Here is an 18,471-nt window from a genome sequence, read left to right as displayed (position 1 = left end):
TCTGCTTCTCCTCAAGACCTTACGGCCCGACAGCATTCTTTAACGAAAGCCATCAGGCCGTAACGGTATTACCAGGACTGGGTTGCCTTGAAGGTATCGAGGATGCCTTTCAGCTTGCCCTCGATCTCGTCATTGTAAGCACCAGTTTGGTTGATTTGTTGCATCAGGTCAGCGTGCTCACGTTCAACGTAAGCCATCAGAGCAGCTTCAAAGCTACCGATCTTAGCCAGTTCAACGTCTTCCAGATAGCCACGTTCAGCTGCAAACAGAACCAGAGACTGTTCTGCAACCGACATCGGTGCATACTGTTTCTGTTTCAGTAACTCGGTCACTTTCTGACCGTGGTTCAGCTGTTTACGGGTTGCATCATCCAGATCGGATGCGAACTGAGAGAACGCAGCCAGTTCACGATACTGTGCCAACGCGGTACGAATACCACCGGACAGTTTTTTCATGATCTTGGTCTGAGCAGCACCACCAACACGGGATACAGAGATACCCGGGTTTACCGCAGGACGAATACCGGCGTTAAACAGGTTAGATTCCAAGAAGATCTGACCATCGGTAATCGAAATTACGTTGGTCGGAACGAACGCAGAAACGTCACCCGCCTGAGTTTCAATGATCGGCAGAGCCGTCAGTGAACCGGTAGCGCCTTTTACTTCACCCTTAGTGAAAGCTTCTACGTACTCGGCGTTAACACGCGCAGCACGTTCCAGCAAACGGGAGTGGAGGTAGAAGACGTCGCCTGGGAATGCTTCACGACCTGGTGGACGACGAAGCAGCAGGGAAATCTGACGGTAAGCAACCGCTTGTTTAGACAGGTCATCATAAATGATGAGCGAGTCTTCACCACGGTCACGGAAGTATTCGCCCATCGCACAACCGGCATACGGAGCCAGATATTGCAGCGCAGCAGACTCAGAAGCAGATGCAACAACAACAATGGTGTTAGCCAATGCGCCGTGCTCTTCCAGTTTGCGAACCACGTTTGCGATAGTCGAAGCTTTCTGACCGATAGCGACATAAATACATTTGATGCCGGAATCACGCTGGTTAATGATGGCGTCAACAGCCAGAGCGGTTTTACCGGTCTGACGGTCACCGATCACCAGTTCACGCTGACCACGACCGATTGGGATCATGGCATCAACGGACTTATAACCAGTCTGTACAGGCTGATCAACGGATTGACGTTCGATAACGCCCGGTGCGATAGCTTCAACGGCAGAGAAGCCGTCGTTGTCTACAGGACCTTTACCATCGATAGGTTCACCCAAGGTGTTAACCACGCGGCCCAACAGGCCACGACCAACCGGTACTTCCAGAATACGGCCAGTACACTTAACTTTCATGCCTTCGGCTAAGTCAGCGTATGGACCCATAACTACCGCACCAACAGAGTCGCGCTCTAGGTTCAGTGCGATAGCGTAGCGGTTGCCTGGCAGCGCGATCATCTCGCCCTGCATAACATCCGCCAGACCATGAACACGGATAATACCGTCGCTCACGGACACAATAGTACCTTCGTTGTGAGCTTCGCTCACCACATTGAACTGAGCAATGCGCTGCTTGATCAGTTCGCTGATTTCGGTGGAATTCAGTTGCATGCTCCAGTCCCCTTAAGACTGCAAGACGTCTGCCAAGCGTTCCAGACGACTGCGAATACTGCCGTCGATCACTAGGTCGCCAGCGCGAATAACCACGCCAGCCATGACAGACTTATCAATTTTGCAATTCAGCTTCACTTTACGTGACAGACGTTTTTCCATCGCGGCACTGATTTTATTCAGCTGCTCATCGCTTAAAGTTGCTGCTGAAGTAACTTCCACGTCAACCGTGGCCTCCAGCGCATCGCGCAGCGTATTAAATTGCTGCAACACCTCAGGAAGAACTAATAAACGTCCGTTCTCAGCCATCACTTTAATAAAGTTCTGGCCGGATTCATCGAGCTGATCACCACACAATTCAATGAACAGGTTTGATAATGTTTCCGGTGCTAATGCACCAGAAAGCATTTCAGCCACGTTCTCGTTGCGGGTCACCTCAGCGCAGAACGCTAGCATTTGCTGCCAACGGTCTACGTTCTGGTGCTCAACGGCAAAGTCAAAAGCTGCTTTGGCGTAGGGGCGAGCTACCGTGATAAATTCAGACATCAGCCCCTCCCTCCTTACAGTTCAGCGACCAGTTTATCAACGATGTCGCTGTTAGCAGCTTCATCCACGGAACGTTCGATAATTTTCTCGGCACCAGCAATAGCCAACGTAGCAACTTGCTTACGCAGCTCTTCACGAGCGCGTTTACGTTCTGCGTCGATTTCAGCCTGCGCCTGCGCCACGATTTTGTTACGTTCCTGCTCAGCTTCAACTTTAGCTTCGTCGATGATTTGAGCTTTGCGTTTGTTCGCTTGTTCAATAATCACCTGAGCGTCGGCTTTAGCTTTTTTCAGCTGGTCGGTCGCATTGGCTTGAGCTAAGTCCAAATCTTTCTTCGCACGTTCTGCACTTGAGAGGCCATCAGCAATTTCTTTTTGACGCTTCTCGATGGCATCCATAATTGGAGGCCATACAAACTTCATGCAGAACCACACGAACAAAATGAACGCGATGGCCTGGCCGAGGATTGTTGCGTTAAGATTCACAGCACAATGCCTCTTAAATAGTTAATTGGTATGTGTTTCTTTACGGTAGAAGAGCCAAGGCTCTTTTACGCGACAGCAAACATGACGTACAGACCCAGACCAACAGCGATCATTGGGATAGCATCCACCAGACCCATAACGATAAAGAACTGTGTACGCAGCAGAGGAATCAGGTCAGGTTGGCGTGCAGCGCCTTCCAGGAATTTACCACCCAGGATGCCGATACCGATCGCAGCACCGATTGCCGCTAAACCCATCATCACAGCGGCAGCCATGTACAGCAGATCCATACTCAGGTTTTCCATGACAGTCTCCAGTTTCTTTCAGTTTAAACGCAGTAGTGTTATTAAAAATATCAGTGCTCTTCAGACGCCATCGAGAGATAGACGATCGTCAGAACCATGAAGATAAAGGCTTGCAGCGTAATAATCAGGATGTGGAAAATAGCCCATGGAACATTGAGCACCCACTGTGACCACCACGGCAACAGACCGGCAATCAGGATGAAAATCAGCTCGCCGGCATACATGTTACCGAACAGTCGCAAACCCAGTGAAACTGGCTTAGACAACAGGCTGACGCCTTCCAGAATAAGGTTGATTGGAATAAATACAGGATGATTGAATGGCTGCATGGTCAGTTCTTTAACGAACCCACCAACACCTTTCATCTTAATGCTGTAGAACAGAATCAGGATAAATACGCCCAGCGCCATCGACAACGTAATGTTTACGTCAGCCGTTGGAACTACACGTAGCGCTGGTAAACCAAGGATATGCTCGCCGATGTAAGGCAAGAAATCGATTGGTAGCAAGTCCATCAGGTTCATCAGGAAAACCCAAACAAACACGGTTAGAGCCAGAGGGGCAATAACCTTGCTTTTACCGTGATACATGTCGCGCACGCTGCTATCGACGAAGCCGACAACCAGTTCAACCGCACACTGTAATTTACCCGGAACACCGCTAGTCGCGTTTTTAGCCACTTTGCGGAAGATAACCAAGAAGAGTAGGCCGAGGACAACGGAGAAAAACATTGAGTCAATGTTGATCGACCAGAATCCCGTCCCGATCTGAAGCTGTGTCAGATGGTGACCGATATACTCTTGTGGCGTAGAGATTTCTCCTGCAGACATGATGCCTCTTACCCTTTAAGTAGTTAAGTACGGTAACTGTTTTAATTTAAGGCCGTTTTACAACAGATCAGCTATTGCGACCTATTATTGCTGGTGCCACGATCTGAACAACCAACACAGCGATATAAGTCAGGCCAAGCGGGAATAACGCCGCCTTAAACCACCCCAGTGACACGATCATAAGAACAATCGTGCTGACGACCTTTAACGCCTCACCTATAGCAAAAGACCATGCAACTCGGCCTCCTGCTGGAGTATGAGCTTGATGACGCAAAGCAAACAGCATGAAAACGACGCTAGGCAACCACGCTGACAAGCCACCGAGAACGGCTGAAAAAACCCAGCTTATCTCTTTAACCGAAAAGCCGATGCCGAACAGAACAAAAGTCAGTAACTGCAGAGCCAGTAATTTTCGCGCTGCCTTGCCGCTATAAAGCGTTACAGACATGACGTTTGCTCTCTCCGTACCCCTCTGGGGGTATGCTGATTGAGTGACGTAATAAAACTGCCTTTACGAAGCCGAGTCAAGCTAGAAAAACGAGCAAATTATACGGTGCACACCAACAAATTCAATGGATAAGTAGCGAAAAAGTGAATAATAAATTAAATACTTTCACCTTTTACGACAATCGCTAAGAATTGTCAGAATATCATATCTCATTACTTTGTCCGACAATTCCACCGTTACAATATATGAGCGATCACAGATCACAAAAGTAAAAACAGAGAAGTCTTATATACCATGTGGTCTTTACTCTGTTTTAGCTAAACGAGCGCTTTAATTTATTTAAAATCATAAAGTTAAAATTTAAAACTTTAGGTTTCATTTATCAAACCAGAAATAAACATATTATTGACAAACCAGACATCTTTAATTGTTTATTTCTACCTTTAATCCAACTAAAAATAGCGCATTTAATTAATTTGTTTGCTAAACAGACAGTGCGGTCGGTAAGAACATCGTCTTTTCATCGCGCAATTTGTGAAAAAAAAGTAAAAACTAAAAACAAATCAGGCTAATTATTTAGCTATTCAATGATTAGTTCTCAACCGTAACTTTTTTAACTTTTTTTGACAAAAGACAAAATTAGTTTGCCTTAAGAATAACCAAATGCCTTTCACCATCAAGAGTCGGTACATGTAGCCGTTCCACGGACACCAGCTCAATCCCAGAAGGTAACTGCGCCAGTTCGTCATCAGGGCGAACCCCTTTCAACGCATAAAAGCGGCCAGTCTCTGCCTTTGGCAAATGATGACACCAAGAAATCATATCCTGAAGTGAGGCAAATGCGCGGCTAATAACGCCGTCAAAAGGTGGCTCAGCGGGGAACTCTTCAACTCGACTTTGTACTGGTTCGATGTTGGTCAGCTTCAGCTCATGCTGTACCTGACGCAGAAAACGCACGCGCTTACCCAAGCTGTCGAGAAGTGTGAAATGAGACTCAGGACGAACGATGGCCAACGGGATACCAGGAAGACCCGGGCCAGTCCCAACATCAATAAAGCGGTCGCCTTTCAGGAAAGGGTTAACCACGATACTGTCGAGAATATGACGTACTAACATCTCTTTAGGATCGCGGACAGAAGTCAGGTTATAAGCCTTATTCCACTTATCCAACAAACCAACATACCCTAATAGCTGTTGTTTTTGCTGATCGGTTAGCGAAATTCCAGCTTTAGCTAGCAGAGTATCGAGTTGTTTTTGCACTGAAGAATCCTCGGTCAGACATGGGCATCAGCCTTAAAAGGCCAAGCCCAGTATGATGCAGTTAAATCGGAACAGAGTGAAGCATAGCAATAAAAAAACCGCACTGTTCGGTGCGGTTTTAGACAGATTTAAGCACTACGTCGCAGTAAGCCCTGCTTTTTCAGCCAAATCAGCAAAATTGAGATGGCAGCAGGCGTTATTCCTGAAATACGTGATGCCTGACCAATTGAGCTTGGTTTGTGATCGTTAAGCTTCGCAATGACTTCATTAGACAGCCCAGAAACCAGCGAATAATCTAAGTCAGCCGGCAAAAGCGTATTTTCGTTACGCAGGTGTTTTTCAATTTCTTCCTGCTGACGAGCAATGTAGCCTTCGTATTTCACTTGGATCTCAACCTGTTCGGACGCTTTTTCATCTTCCAATCCAGGCGCAAACGGAGCAAGTTTCGTCAGTTTGACATAATCGATCTCAGGACGACGCAGTAGATCTTCACCGTTAGCTTCACGAGAAAGAGGCGCTTTTAGGATTTCATTTAGTTGAGCAACGTGTTCAGCATTTGGATGAACCCAAATGTCACGTAAGCGCTGGCGTTCACGCTCAATATTTTCAAGTTTCTGATTGAAGTGGGCCCAACGAGCATCATCCACTAAACCAAGTTCACGGCCGATGGCGGTTAAACGTAAATCCGCGTTATCTTCACGCAGCATCAAGCGATACTCCGCGCGTGAGGTAAACATTCGATACGGTTCTTTGGTACCCAAAGTACACAGGTCGTCCACCAGCACGCCTAGATACGCCTGATCACGACGTGGTGACCAACCTTCATCTTCGTTAGCAAAGCGTCCCGCATTCAGACCCGCCAATAGCCCTTGAGCGGCAGCCTCTTCATAGCCGGTTGTGCCGTTGATTTGACCAGCGAAGAACAAACCTTGGATATGTTTGCTTTCCAGCGTTGGTTTCAAATCACGTGGATCGAAGAAATCGTACTCAATGGCATAGCCTGGGCGAACAATCCGCGCATTTTCCATCCCCTCCATTGAACGAACGATTTGCATCTGAACGTCAAATGGCAAACTGGTTGAGATGCCGTTTGGATATATTTCGTTACTGGTTAGTCCTTCAGGTTCAAGGAAGATCTGATGAGCATTACGATCGGCAAAGCGCATAACTTTGTCTTCGATCGACGGGCAGTATCGTGGCCCGATCCCTTCAATGATCCCAGCATACATCGGACTACGATCCAAATTATTACGGATCACGTCATGAGTTCGTTCGTTGGTGTGCGTGATGTAACACGGCATTTGCTCTGGGTGCTGAGAAGCATTCCCCATAAACGAGAATACCGGAGATGGATTATCACCATACTGTGGTGCTAATACGCTGAAATCGATAGTTCTGGCATCAATACGCGGCGGTGTTCCCGTTTTTAAACGGTTAACGCGCAGTGGCAATTCGCGTAGACGACGAGAAAGGGCGATAGCAGGAGGATCCCCTGCACGGCCACCGCTGTAATTTTCCAGACCAATGTGGATCTTGCCATCGAGGAAGGTTCCGACGGTCAACACAACGGCTTTGCCACGGAATTTCAACCCCATTTGGGTTACAGCACCTACAACACGATCGTTCTCGACAATCAGATCTTCAACCGCTTGCTGGAAGATCATCAGATTAGGCTGGTTTTCCAACGCAGTGCGTACCGCTTGGCGATACAGAACACGGTCAGCCTGAGCACGAGTGGCTCTAACGGCTGGTCCTTTGCTGCTGTTTAGTATCCTAAACTGAATGCCGCCGTGGTCAATTGCGGTTGCCATTAAGCCGCCTAACGCATCGACTTCTTTAACCAGATGTCCCTTTCCGATACCACCGATCGCTGGGTTACAAGACATTTGTCCAAGCGTATCAATGTTATGCGTTAATAATAAAGTTTGTCGCCCCATTCGAGCGGACGCCATTGCAGCTTCTGTGCCTGCATGACCACCACCGATAATGATGACGTCAAAGATATCTGGATAGAACATGGTACTGCACCTCGCGAAGACCGGAAGGCTATGAACGATCGTTTTTGCCTTGGGGTGGGGATTCTACTCAAGTTTAGAGGAAGGTCAAACGGGTAGGAGAATCACTAAGTATTAAAAAGATCTTTTTATTTAAGGATCTCTTTATTAGATCTTACTACTAGGATCGCGATCCTCTGTGGATAAGCCTAATTTCGACATTGAGATCAATATCCTATAGAGGATCATTGGTTGTGGATGATCGGTGATCCCATTCCGTATAAGCTGGGATCTAAATGGCACTTTATACACAGGCTGAAAAACGTACTCCGGTTGTTATTGGGATAACTACCGGTTATCAGACCCTTTTAAGCATACTTATCCACATACCGATCGCACAATTTGTACGCTTAATTGATAACTTTGACCCATTTCGTGAGCCAAATCTCAGCGGGATCCTCAGGAATATCGTGTTTGGTAATATCGATCTCCAGCGTATCGCCGATCCGTTGAGCACCAAAAGCGATCAATATACGATCGACGGTTTTGATCCCTCCACAGAAGGTGTCGTATTCACTACTACCGAGACCAATAGCACCAAAGCGAACCTGAGTAAGATCGGGTTGCTGAGTTTCAATTTGTTCGAATAAAGGTTGGAGGTTATCGGGAAGGTCACCGGCACCATGCGTTGACGTTACCACCAGCCAAATACCTTGCAAGGGAACTTCATCGAGTTCAGGACCGTGCAGTATCTCTGCTGAATAGCCCTGTTCTTCTAGCTTTTCAGCCAGGTGCTCAGCAACATATTCGGCGCTACCTAAGGTGCTGCCACTGATGAGAGTTATATCAGCCATAATGATCCCAACCTTTATAAAGGCGGCTATTGTACGCCGGGAAAGGGCTGGGATCTACCTGTGGATAATGTGGGTATGAAAGAAAATAACTTAGGGCGTAATATCGCGCATGATGGGATTCTGTAAGGAGATCAGCGTTTCTGTGGATTGGATCTCGTCGATGGTCTGGATCTTGTTGATAAGTACATGCTGGAGTGCATCAATTGATCGTGTCATGACCTTAATAAAGATGCTGTAGTGCCCGGTGGTGTAATAAGCTTCAACGACTTCTTCTAAACTCTCTAAGCGCGCTAATGCCGACGGATAGTCTTTGGCACTTTTCAAAATGATGCCTATAAAGCAGCAAACATCGTAACCCAGCTTCTTTGGGCTCACCTGTATACAGGCTCCGGTAATAATTCCCGCCTGCTTCATTTTCTCTACGCGAACATGAATAGTGCCTGGACTCACGTTGAAGACTTTGGCTAATTCAGCGTATGGCGTGCGCGCATTTTCCATTAAAGCGTTAAGAATGCCGCGATCGAGATTATCGATCTGGTAAATTTCTGCCAATTTATCACCTCTTTTTTAGCGATTAGTTATTTTAAACGGGTTAAAAATGATGGAATAAAACCTAAAAGGCAATATTTATTGTTGGATATTGAATCTTGATGCCATTCTGTTGCTTAATCTGTTTTAACAAAGACAGGTTAATGTGAGAACGGCAATGAAAAAACAATTTATACAAAAACAACAACAAATCAGCTTCGTGAAATCTTCCTTCTCTAGCCAGCTGGAAAAACAGCTTGGTTTAATTGAAGTTCAAGCACCGATTCTGAGCCGCTTAGGTGATGGTACTCAGGATAACCTGTCTGGCAGCGAAAAAGCGGTACAGGTAAAAGTGAAGACGTTACCGCAAGATACGTTCGAAGTTGTGCATTCTCTGGCTAAGTGGAAACGCAAAACCTTGGGTATGCATGATTTTGGCCCAGGTGAAGGCTTATACACCCACATGAAAGCGCTGCGCCCAGATGAAGACCGTCTGACGCCAATTCACTCGGTTTTCGTTGACCAGTGGGATTGGGAACGCGTTATGGGCGATGGCCAGCGTACACCTGAGTTTTTAAAAGAAACCGTACGTAAAATTTACGCCGCAATGAAAGCAACTGAGGCAGAAGTTGCCGCTGAATTTGGTATCGAACCTTCTTTGCCAGAAGAGATCCATTTTATCCACAGCGAAACGCTGCTGCGCCGTTTCCCCGATCTGGATGCAAAAGGCCGTGAACGTGCCATTGCGAAAGAATTAGGGGCGGTATTCTTGATTGGTATCGGTGGAAAGCTATCGCACGGCAAAGCGCATGATGTTCGTGCTCCAGACTATGATGACTGGACGTCGATTGGCGAAGAAGGTTTTGCTGGTTTGAACGGCGATATCGTGGTGTGGAACCCAGTGTTAGAAGATGCGTTCGAGCTTTCTTCTATGGGCATCCGTGTTGACGCGGAAACGCTGAAGCGCCAGCTGGCACTGACCGACGATGAAGAGCGTATGAAGCTTGAATGGCATCAGTCGCTGGTTCGCGGTGAAATGCCACAGACTATCGGCGGCGGCATTGGTCAGTCTCGCTTGGTGATGCTGATGCTAAAACAGCAGCATATTGGTCAGGTACAGTGCGGTGTTTGGGCACCAGAAGTTCGCGATCAAATTGACTCGCTTCTCTAAGCATTAACGCTTCCAGCGCCGTAACAGGCGCCCTTTGATCCCGGTGTTAAAGCGCCAGATATGATCAAAGATCTTCATAATGCCGGGTTTTCCGTGCTCAGACATAGCCACTGCGTGAAAACAGTGGCTATTGTTTTGCTGCAGTTGGCGAACCTGTTTCACCATATCCTCTGGCAATCGTTGAGCGATAAAATCAGAGATAACCACTGCATCAGCCTGTTTCCACGCCGATTGTTTCATCATCGCCACGGTGTACGATAAACATTGGGCTAAATCAGTTCCGCCACGAAAGCGCTGTGATAAGAATCGGATAGCCTGATCGATGCCTGAATCTGCGGTGAGTTCATACTGTACCACGCTGCTGGAAAATAGCATGATGTAGCAGCGGCGATTGTCGGCAAGCGCCACTCGCAGCAGCGCCAAACAGAAGGCTTTGGCACACTGTTCGTTAAACCCTCCCATGGATCCCGATGTGTCCACACAGACGATAAAAGGGCCACGCGGTTGCTGATGGGTTTTTTGATAGGTGATCGGACGCTGAAATTCTTGTTCACGCCAAACATCACCTTGTAAACGGTAGCTGAGTAGGCGTTTCTCCAGCAATCGACGGTAGAACTCAAATTCCAGCTCTTCCATACCTAACATCGAGAGCTCAGTCGGTAGGAGACGCAAAATATCATCGCTTTGGTGAATTCCGCTGACTTCTTCAGGCATGATGGCGGGCTCACGTACCATCACTCGAGCCACTTCTTGCTCGGTGCTTTGCTTATCTTCAGCGGTTGATGCGCGGCTGCGGCCGAGCTGCTCAGCCAGTTTTTTCAATTCAGGCTGCTGAGCTAAGAAATCGCCATATTGCACCATGAGCTGATAATCGCCGTGGTGTAACTCCCCTTTACTTAAATCCCATAGCTTGCCGGCCGCGTTTTCGTTATCAACTAACACCGGCTCCAGTGCCCCACTGATTTGCATACGCTGCTGTAATTCAGCCTGCAACAGCTCACGTTCTTCATCTAAAACCTGATGATGAAGCGTTAGGGTTCTGGCTATCAGGCTTAATCGCCAACGCTGCAAGAACAGCGTTTGAAAACTAATGCTGCGCGGCGTAGCGCCATCGGGGCAAAGTGCTTCAGCCTCATAGATAAAAGGGGATTCATGGTCACGCAATATGGCTAGCGTCTCGGAGAGTTGCTGAAAAAAATCTGCGCTCTGAAGACCTAACTGATGCTGATAAAGCGTGAACTCATGCGCGAGATCTTCCGGCACGGAGGTTTCTTTGATCCTCCTTTCTAGCCGATTACGCCAACTTGGGAGCTCACCTTCAAGGATCGAACGTAAGCGCGGGAATTTCTCAAAGAAAACTGCCAGCTGTGGGGCGGCCATCAAACCAATGAGAAAATCCTGCATCAGTTCGTTTTCATTGACCACCAAAAAGGCTTCAACTGCTTCAAGAGTTGGCATATTACCCGCCTTTCAGCGTCGCTTTCAGCGTACGCAGTTTTTCATCAATGCTCGCCAGACTAGCTTCAATCTGGGCTAGCCAATCGCTGCTTACAAATAGGCAAGGCTGGTGAGAGGCAAAAAGGCGTCGCTGCTCGCTCAACGTATTTTCGATCTGTTGGATTTTCTCCTGAATATCGGCAGGAATATCTCCATTCTTTTTACCTGGCAATGAAAGCATGGTGGTTTGATAGCTAACATCCCGTATTTGTAGCTGGTGTTTATCATCAAGAGTGATATCAATCGGTAAAGCAAAACCAATGCCGTTAAGTTTGGCGCGGAACTCTCCACCTTTTTGCAACCAGCGAGAGAGATCCCCTGAGTCGGTGACGATATGGGTTACCAACATGTCATGAATTTTTAACGGCTTGAACAGCATTAAGGTGACTTTGCCGACGGGGAAATCATCCGGCAGAGAGTGCGCCTGTTTGCGGTTAAATAACCCCGTTTTCACCGGTAGCGTCATGGCCTGTTGCTGGCTTTGTTCTTGTTGAGACTGAAGCCAGCTTGCTTCCGTTTGCTGTAGCTGTAGCAGCAGGCTTTGTTGTTGATAAGCCTGATCGGTCAACATTTGTTGAATCTGCTGGTTAAGCATTTGGCGAGAGGCAAAATCATGCCATAAGCAATCTTTCAGCAAAATTAGGTCAAGCGGTGCCAGTTCGGTGCGACCACTAAAGAAGGCGCAGGCTTGAAGAAGACGTAGCGCTTTTTTCCAACGACGATCAGAGATGTATGGTGCATCGTCTAATATATTGATTCGTTGGCGCAGTTGATAAATGAGCTCAAAGCAGTGGGTCGAGAGTGCGATTTTGCCGATTTGTGGCTGCCAAGCATGAAACTCTTCGTCTGAAATGCTTAATGCTTCAGGTACTGGGTTTGCGTTTTCGTCTTGGCTGCTGGTGATTAAGGCGCGGAAGTTCTGTTTCTTTTGTACCTTATCTAGCCATAAACGAATAAGCATACGGTCATAGAGCGCTTCTAGGCTACTATCTGATTCAGGTAATTCATTCGAAGCTGTGACTAACAGGCGCATTGGAATCGCGTCTTCACTGTCGCCATTTCTAAAACGGCGCTCGTTAATGGCGGTTAGAAGCGTGTTTAGGATAGCTGGGCCTGCTTTCCAAATTTCATCCAAGAAAACAATTTCAGCTTCGGGTAAATAACCATGGGTTAAGCGTAGGTAACGACCCTCGTCTTTCAGAGCCTGAATCGACAATGGACCAAACACCTCTTCAGGGGTGGAGAAGCGGGTCATGAGATATTCGAAGGCGCGTGCATGGCGAAATGCAAATTTTAAACGGCGAGCAATAAGGCTTTTTGCAATCCCCGGGGGGCCGAGTAAAAATACGCTTTCACCGCATAGGGCGGCGAGTAAACAGAGCCGGATGGCTTCTTGTCGTTCGTAAAGTCCGTTTTCCAAAGCATGGCTTAGTCGCGAAATACGTTCGGCCAATTGGCTAGATTGCGTCATAATAGTCCCATTCATAACAAGGATTGTTTTGTTTTATCGACTTCTTGGAGCGTTGACCAGCTTTATTTCATAGCTTAGCTTGTTGATTTTTTTAAAGCTTTCTAAGCTTGTTATACGCCGGTTTTCAAAGGCTCAGTCATATTTCCTTTAATCTAAATAGTAGGAAATTGTGCTGATTTATGCATACTGTGCGTTTTTTATGAGCGCTCGGTCTGTCAGTACGCGCATCGCTTATAGATGTTCCAGCAAAAGAAACAAGTTATGAGTTCAGAGCATAAACGTTCATTAACGACAGTTACACTAGCCGCTATCGGCGTGGTGTATGGCGATATAGGTACAAGTCCTTTATATACCTTACGCGAGTGTTTTTCTGGTCACTACGGTTTTAATGTTGAACCAGAAATTGTATTTGGTTTTCTCTCACTGATTTTCTGGATGCAGATCCTCATTGTATCCCTTAAATACCTGACTTTCGTCATGCGAGCAGATAACGCAGGTGAAGGTGGGATATTAACCCTGATGTCATTAGCCGGGCGTAATACTGCGCCTAAAGTGACTGCGATTTTAGTGATCTTGGGGTTAATAGGCGGCAGCTTCTTCTATGGGGAAGTGGTTATTACGCCTGCAATTTCAGTGATGTCAGCGATAGAAGGCCTCGAGATAGCGGCGCCGTCGCTTGATCCTTACATCGTCCCTCTCTCTATATTCGTTCTTACCATCCTGTTTTTCATTCAAAAACATGGAACGGGAAGCATCGGTAAATTGTTTGCGCCGGTGATGGTGCTGTGGTTCCTGACACTAGCCATTCTTGGTGCGCGCAGCATCATGGATAATCCTGCAGTGTTGACAGCATTAAACCCTAAATGGGCGATTGGGTTCTTCGTTGAACATCGTTCCATGGCGTTCTTTGCGCTGGGGGCGGTCGTGCTGTCGATTACCGGCGTTGAAGCGCTGTATGCCGATATGGGCCACTTCGGTAAGAAGCCTATCCGTTTGGCATGGTTCTTCTTTGTTATTCCATCACTGATCCTGAATTATTTTGGGCAAGGCGCATTACTGCTGAAAAACCCAGAAGCGATCAAAAACCCGTTCTTCTTGTTAGCACCAGATTGGGCACTGATTCCGCTTCTTGTCTTGGCAACTTTTGCGACAGTTATTGCCTCACAGGCCGTTATTTCTGGCGTATTCTCATTAACTCGCCAAGCTGTTCGTTTAGGTTATCTGCCGCCTATGCGAATCATTCATACGTCGGATATGGAAGCTGGGCAGATATATATTCCTGCGATTAACTGGGCGTTGTATATCTCTGTGGTGATTGTGATTGCCAGCTTTGAACACTCCAGCAATCTGGCTGCAGCCTACGGTATTGCGGTAACCGGAACCATGGTATTAACCAGTATTCTCAGCTGTACCGTGGCGGTAAAAAACTGGCACTGGAACCGCTTCGTGGTGATGATCCTGATTGTTGGGTTGCTATGCATGGATATACCGCTATTTACCGCCAATGCCCTGAAGTTCTTCTCCGGTGGTTGGCTGCCACTAGCCCTTGGACTGGTGATGTTTATCATCATGACAACATGGAAAAGTGAGCGTTTCCGTCTGCTACGCCGTTTGCATGAGCATGGTAATTCTCTGGAAGCGATGATCGCATCGTTAGAGAAATCACCACCGGTACGCGTACAGGGAACGGCGGTATATATGTCGCGTGCGATGAACGTTATTCCTTTCGCATTGCTACATAACCTGAAGCATAACAAGGTGCTACATGAGCGAGTGATCTTGCTGACGCTTCGCACGGAAGATGCGCCTTATGTTCACAACGTTCGTCGTGTCACCATTGAACAGCTTTCCCCTACTTTCTGGCGCGTCGTTGCTAGCTATGGTTTTAAAGAAACGCCAAACGTGGAGGAAATCTTCCATCGTTGCGGGCTCGAAGGTCTGCCATGTCGGATGATGGAAACATCGTTCTTCATGTCACATGAGTCGCTGATCTTAGGCAAACGACCTTGGTATCTGAAAGCGCGTGGCAAACTGTTTATGGCATTAAGCCGAAACGCGCTACAGGCTGCAGACCAATTTGAGATCCCGCCAAACCGAGTTATTGAGCTTGGAACGCAGGTGGAAATTTAGGCAGATTAGTGAAATGTCTTTGAATAAAATCGTAGACAGAGCAGCGGCAACAGGATGTTGCCGCTAGGGGAGGAGGCGCCAAGGAATGGCGCATGCCGACCCGGCGCGAAAATGCCATCTCGGATTAAGAGCGCGGGTTAAGGGGGAATGCTCTGGTTCCCCCTTATCGGACGCCTACTTTAGAAGCTTCATAGAGATGCTAAGATTGTAGGCGTTCGAAATATCTACGAATCTCAGCATATTTATTCCCCGTCCTTTCTTATACAAATTATCAAAATCCGCTGAAACGCTTCTGCTATCGAAACGTTTCGATAGCGATCACAAATATCAACTTTATTAGTTGCCAGTCATTCATTTGTACCTAGAATTCTTACAAGCGAAACGTTTCGCTGGTGGAGCAAAAAATGAAAAAAGGCACCTTACTCAATTCCGAGATTTCTTATCTCATCTCTCGTTTAGGTCATACCGACGCCATTGTGGTGGGAGATGCGGGGCTTCCTATCCCTGATTCAACCCAACGTATCGATTTGGCATTAACCCACGGTGTTCCTAGTTTTCTTCAGGTTGTGGGGGTGATTACACAAGAAATGCAGGTTGAAAAAGCGGTTATTGCGCAAGAGATGCCGGGCAAAAACGCCGAAATCCATCAGCAGCTATTAGCTAATTTAAAACAACTCGAACAACACCAGGGAAATACCATCACGGTGGAGTATGTCAGCCATGAGCAATTTAAAGTGCTGAGCTCCACCAGTAAGGCCGTGATTCGCAGCGGAGAGTGTTCTCCGTATGCGAATGTACTGCTTTATTCTGGCGTAACCTTCTGAGGCCGCTATGCAACCGTTATTAGCCTTAAAAGGCATTGATAAAAGCTTTCCCGGCGTCAAAGCCCTATCAGGCGCTGCGCTAAATGTTTATCCCGGGCGTGTCATGGCGCTAGTGGGCGAAAACGGTGCGGGGAAGTCCACCATGATGAAGATTCTCACCGGTATCTATCAAAAAGATGCGGGCACCCAAAACTTCCTCGGAAAAGAAGTCACGTTTAACGGCCCTAAATCTTCTCAGGAAGCGGGTATCGGCATTATCCATCAGGAGCTCAATCTCATTCCACAACTCACCATTGCCGAGAATATTTTCTTGGGGCGTGAGTTTGTGAATCGTTTGGGCTGTATTGATTGGAAAAAAATGTATGCCGAAGCGGATAAGCTGCTGGCTCGCCTCAATATCAGCTACAGCAGCCATCGGCTGGTGGGTGATTTATCCATTGGCGATCAGCAAATGGTCGAAATTGCTAAGGTGCTGAGCTTTGAATCTAAAGTCATCATCATGGATGAGCCTACCGATGCGCTGACAGACACAGAAACCGAGTCCCTGTTTAAAGTCATTAGGGAACTGAAGGCAGAAGGTCGTGGCATCGTCTATATCTCCCATCGTCTAAAAGAAATCTTTGAGATTTGCGATGACGTCACGATTTTCCGTGACGGGCAGTTCATTGCCGAGCGTCCAGTTAGTGAGCTACAAGAAGATTCACTGATTGAGATGATGGTTGGCCGCAAATTAGAAGAACAGTATCCGCGCTTGAATCAGCCACGCGGTGAATTACGTTTGCAGGTAAAAAGCCTGTATGGACCTGGCGTTGAAAATGTCAGTTTCGATCTATATCGCGGTGAAATTCTCGGTGTTTCTGGCCTGATGGGCGCAGGGCGTACTGAATTAATGAAAATCCTGTACGGTGCATTACCGCGCAAACAGGGTTTTGTCACACTTGATGGACGTGAGGTGGTAACTCACTCCCCGCAGGATGGTTTGGCAAACGGCATTGTTTATATTTCTGAAGACCGTAAACGAGATGGTTTAGTGCTGGGAATGTCGGTGAAAGAGAACATGTCTCTTACCGCATTGCGCTATTTCAGCCGAGCTAATGGTTCTTTAAAGCATGCTGAAGAGCAAGAAGCCGTTAGCGATTTTATGCGCCTGTTTAATGTGAAAACGCCGTCGATGGATCAGCCAATTGGTTTGCTCTCTGGCGGTAATCAGCAAAAAGTGGCGATTGCTCGCGGGCTGATGACGCGTCCGAAAGTGCTGATTCTTGATGAGCCAACGCGTGGCGTCGATGTCGGGGCTAAGAAAGAGATTTACCAACTTATTAACCAGTTCAAACAAGAAGGGCTAAGCATCATTTTGGTCTCCTCTGAAATGCCAGAAGTGCTTGGTATGAGTGACCGCATTTTGGTGATGCATGATGGCCATCTCAGTGGAGAATTCTCAATTGAACAGGCAACCCAAGAAGTGCTGATGGCAGCCGCCGTTGGCAAGCAATACGGCGTGAAGCAGGAGTAATCGCAGATGAACAGCCAGACAACCCAGAAACAAGGTGGGTTTAGTAAAGATCAGTTAAAAACATTATTGCTGGAGCAAAAGTCGCTGATCGCCCTGCTGGTGCTGATTGCGGTTGTATCCTCAATGAGCCCGAATTTCTTTACGCTCAATAACCTCTTCAACATTTTGCAGCAAACATCGGTCAACGCCATTATGGCGGTGGGGATGACGCTGGTGATCCTGACATCAGGCATTGATTTATCGGTCGGATCGTTACTGGCGATCACCGGTGCCGTTGCCGCGTCGATCGTAGGGCTTGAAGTTAATGCCTTTGTTGCCGTGTTTGCTGCCCTAGCGCTTGGCGCCGCAATCGGTGGATGCACGGGCGTTATTGTCGCCAAAGGTAAAGTGCAGGCCTTTATCGCGACGTTAGTCATGATGTTGCTGCTGCGCGGTGTGACCATGGTCTATACCAACGGTAGCCCGATAAATACGGGCTTCTCGGATGCGGCTGAGCTGTTTGGTTGGTTCGGTATTGGCCGCCCGCTTGGGATCCCAACCCCAATCTGGTTGATGGTGATCGTGTTCGCTCTGGCATGGTACATGCTGCATCACACGCGCCTTGGCCGCTATATCTATGCGTTGGGTGGCAATGAGTCGGCAACCCGCCTGTCAGGTATTAGCGTTGACCGTGTAAAAATTATTGTTTATTCGCTGTGTGGTTTGCTCTCTGCTCTGGCCGGTGTTATCGAGGTTGCTCGTCTTTCCTCTGCACAGCCAACGGCGGGTACAGGCTATGAGTTGGATGCTATTGCCGCCGTTGTGCTGGGAGGAACCAGTTTAGCGGGTGGTAAAGGCCGTATTATGGGGACATTGATCGGCGCATTGATCTTAGGTTTCCTGAATAATGGTCTGAATTTACTGGGTGTTTCGTCTTACTACCAAATGATCGTTAAAGCAGTGGTTATCTTGCTGGCGGTTCTGGTAGACAACAAAAGCAACAAATAATCTCCCCTACAGGAAACG

At 47.5% G+C, this 18,471-nt stretch carries 17 protein-coding genes; 5 read left to right on the top strand and 12 right to left on the bottom strand.

Translation table 11 applies throughout. The annotated features are described in order from the left end of the window. Positions 1 to 68 precede the first annotated feature (68 nt). The 10 genes from atpA to asnC all read right to left on the bottom strand — a co-directional run bounded on the left by atpA (position 69) and on the right by asnC (position 8,884). Positions 69 to 1,610 (bottom strand): F0F1 ATP synthase subunit alpha, encoded by a 1,542-nt coding sequence (gene atpA, locus AB3Y96_RS22465; protein WP_072308135.1) that lies wholly within the window; start codon positions 1,608 to 1,610, stop codon positions 69 to 71. 12 nt (positions 1,611 to 1,622) lie between these two features. Further along, positions 1,623 to 2,156, bottom strand: coding sequence for a F0F1 ATP synthase subunit delta (gene atpH, locus AB3Y96_RS22460; RefSeq protein WP_025797389.1), 534 nt, complete (start codon positions 2,154 to 2,156; stop codon positions 1,623 to 1,625). 14 nt (positions 2,157 to 2,170) lie between these two features. Then, a complete protein-coding gene (atpF, locus tag AB3Y96_RS22455; RefSeq protein WP_072308134.1) occupies positions 2,171 to 2,641 on the bottom strand; it encodes a F0F1 ATP synthase subunit B in 471 nt (156 codons plus the stop codon). Positions 2,642 to 2,706: 65 nt separating this feature from the next. Further along, positions 2,707 to 2,946 carry a F0F1 ATP synthase subunit C gene (gene atpE / locus AB3Y96_RS22450; protein ID WP_004093904.1) on the bottom strand — a complete coding sequence of 80 codons (240 nt, stop codon included), beginning with the start codon at positions 2,944 to 2,946 and terminating at the stop codon, positions 2,707 to 2,709. Positions 2,947 to 2,996: 50 nt separating this feature from the next. Beyond that, positions 2,997 to 3,776 (bottom strand): F0F1 ATP synthase subunit A, encoded by a 780-nt coding sequence (gene atpB, locus AB3Y96_RS22445; RefSeq protein ID WP_046459649.1) that lies wholly within the window; start codon positions 3,774 to 3,776, stop codon positions 2,997 to 2,999. 67 nt (positions 3,777 to 3,843) lie between these two features. Beyond that, positions 3,844 to 4,224 carry a F0F1 ATP synthase subunit I gene (atpI, locus tag AB3Y96_RS22440; protein WP_367300250.1) on the bottom strand — a complete coding sequence of 127 codons (381 nt, stop codon included), beginning with the start codon at positions 4,222 to 4,224 and terminating at the stop codon, positions 3,844 to 3,846. A gap of 639 nt (positions 4,225 to 4,863) precedes the next feature. Next, the gene (rsmG, locus tag AB3Y96_RS22435; RefSeq protein ID WP_061553086.1) at positions 4,864 to 5,484 is read right to left on the bottom strand and encodes a 16S rRNA (guanine(527)-N(7))-methyltransferase RsmG; all 621 of its coding nucleotides are present in this window, start codon (positions 5,482 to 5,484) and stop codon (positions 4,864 to 4,866) included. Between the two features lie 128 nt (positions 5,485 to 5,612). Next, positions 5,613 to 7,502 carry a tRNA uridine-5-carboxymethylaminomethyl(34) synthesis enzyme MnmG gene (mnmG, locus tag AB3Y96_RS22430; protein ID WP_367300249.1) on the bottom strand — a complete coding sequence of 630 codons (1,890 nt, stop codon included), beginning with the start codon at positions 7,500 to 7,502 and terminating at the stop codon, positions 5,613 to 5,615. A gap of 386 nt (positions 7,503 to 7,888) precedes the next feature. After that, entirely contained in the window at positions 7,889 to 8,332 is a 444-nt protein-coding gene (mioC, locus tag AB3Y96_RS22425; protein ID WP_072308131.1) for an FMN-binding protein MioC, read from the bottom strand. Positions 8,333 to 8,422: 90 nt separating this feature from the next. After that, on the bottom strand, positions 8,423 to 8,884 hold the full coding sequence (gene asnC / locus AB3Y96_RS22420; protein WP_004093884.1) for a transcriptional regulator AsnC: 462 nt from the start codon (positions 8,882 to 8,884) through the stop codon (positions 8,423 to 8,425). Between the two features lie 154 nt (positions 8,885 to 9,038). Between asnC and asnA the strand changes: the two genes are divergently transcribed. Then, a complete protein-coding gene (gene asnA, locus AB3Y96_RS22415; RefSeq protein WP_367300248.1) occupies positions 9,039 to 10,031 on the top strand; it encodes an aspartate--ammonia ligase in 993 nt (330 codons plus the stop codon). A 3-nt stretch (positions 10,032 to 10,034) separates the two neighbouring features. On the opposite strand, the gene viaA is transcribed toward asnA, so the two are convergent. Beyond that, entirely contained in the window at positions 10,035 to 11,489 is a 1,455-nt protein-coding gene (gene viaA / locus AB3Y96_RS22410; RefSeq protein ID WP_367300247.1) for an ATPase RavA stimulator ViaA, read from the bottom strand. A 1-nt stretch (position 11,490) separates the two neighbouring features. Beyond that, entirely contained in the window at positions 11,491 to 12,999 is a 1,509-nt protein-coding gene (gene ravA / locus AB3Y96_RS22405; protein ID WP_367300246.1) for an ATPase RavA, read from the bottom strand. A gap of 261 nt (positions 13,000 to 13,260) precedes the next feature. On the opposite strand from ravA, the gene kup reads away from it, so the two are divergent. From kup to rbsC, 4 genes are all read left to right on the top strand, one after another. Beyond that, positions 13,261 to 15,129 (top strand): low affinity potassium transporter Kup, encoded by a 1,869-nt coding sequence (gene kup / locus AB3Y96_RS22400; protein ID WP_072308128.1) that lies wholly within the window; start codon positions 13,261 to 13,263, stop codon positions 15,127 to 15,129. A 404-nt stretch (positions 15,130 to 15,533) separates the two neighbouring features. Next, the gene (rbsD, locus tag AB3Y96_RS22395; protein WP_040045296.1) at positions 15,534 to 15,953 is read left to right on the top strand and encodes a D-ribose pyranase; all 420 of its coding nucleotides are present in this window, start codon (positions 15,534 to 15,536) and stop codon (positions 15,951 to 15,953) included. Positions 15,954 to 15,960: 7 nt separating this feature from the next. After that, positions 15,961 to 17,466, top strand: coding sequence for a ribose ABC transporter ATP-binding protein RbsA (rbsA, locus tag AB3Y96_RS22390; RefSeq protein WP_072308127.1), 1,506 nt, complete (start codon positions 15,961 to 15,963; stop codon positions 17,464 to 17,466). A 6-nt stretch (positions 17,467 to 17,472) separates the two neighbouring features. Continuing rightward, a complete protein-coding gene (rbsC, locus tag AB3Y96_RS22385) occupies positions 17,473 to 18,453 on the top strand; it encodes a ribose ABC transporter permease (RefSeq protein WP_072308126.1) in 981 nt (326 codons plus the stop codon). Positions 18,454 to 18,471 lie beyond the last annotated feature (18 nt).

This window comes from Hafnia alvei (assembly GCF_964063325.1).
Lineage (GTDB): Bacteria > Pseudomonadota > Gammaproteobacteria > Enterobacterales > Enterobacteriaceae > Hafnia > Hafnia alvei_B.
Note: the sequence above shows the minus strand (reverse complement) of the source record. Positions and strands in the feature narration are given on the sequence as shown.

Excerpts from the sequence above, each read along its gene's own strand:
- atpB (WP_046459649.1), bottom strand. The coding sequence starts at position 3,776 with ATGTCTGCAGGAGAAATCTCTACGCCACAAGAGTATATCGGTCACCAT.
- atpH (WP_025797389.1), bottom strand. The coding sequence starts at position 2,156 with ATGTCTGAATTTATCACGGTAGCTCGCCCCTACGCCAAAGCAGCTTTT.
- atpA (WP_072308135.1), bottom strand. The coding sequence starts at position 1,610 with ATGCAACTGAATTCCACCGAAATCAGCGAACTGATCAAGCAGCGCATT.
- atpE (WP_004093904.1), bottom strand. The coding sequence starts at position 2,946 with ATGGAAAACCTGAGTATGGATCTGCTGTACATGGCTGCCGCTGTGATG.
- rbsC (WP_072308126.1), top strand. The coding sequence starts at position 17,473 with ATGAACAGCCAGACAACCCAGAAACAAGGTGGGTTTAGTAAAGATCAG.
- mioC (WP_072308131.1), bottom strand. The coding sequence starts at position 8,332 with ATGGCTGATATAACTCTCATCAGTGGCAGCACCTTAGGTAGCGCCGAA.
- viaA (WP_367300247.1), bottom strand. The coding sequence starts at position 11,489 with ATGCCAACTCTTGAAGCAGTTGAAGCCTTTTTGGTGGTCAATGAAAAC.
- atpI (WP_367300250.1), bottom strand. The coding sequence starts at position 4,224 with ATGTCTGTAACGCTTTATAGCGGCAAGGCAGCGCGAAAATTACTGGCT.
- ravA (WP_367300246.1), bottom strand. The coding sequence starts at position 12,999 with ATGACGCAATCTAGCCAATTGGCCGAACGTATTTCGCGACTAAGCCAT.
- rbsA (WP_072308127.1), top strand. The coding sequence starts at position 15,961 with ATGCAACCGTTATTAGCCTTAAAAGGCATTGATAAAAGCTTTCCCGGC.
- asnA (WP_367300248.1), top strand. The coding sequence starts at position 9,039 with ATGAAAAAACAATTTATACAAAAACAACAACAAATCAGCTTCGTGAAA.
- mnmG (WP_367300249.1), bottom strand. The coding sequence starts at position 7,502 with ATGTTCTATCCAGATATCTTTGACGTCATCATTATCGGTGGTGGTCAT.
- rbsD (WP_040045296.1), top strand. The coding sequence starts at position 15,534 with ATGAAAAAAGGCACCTTACTCAATTCCGAGATTTCTTATCTCATCTCT.
- kup (WP_072308128.1), top strand. The coding sequence starts at position 13,261 with ATGAGTTCAGAGCATAAACGTTCATTAACGACAGTTACACTAGCCGCT.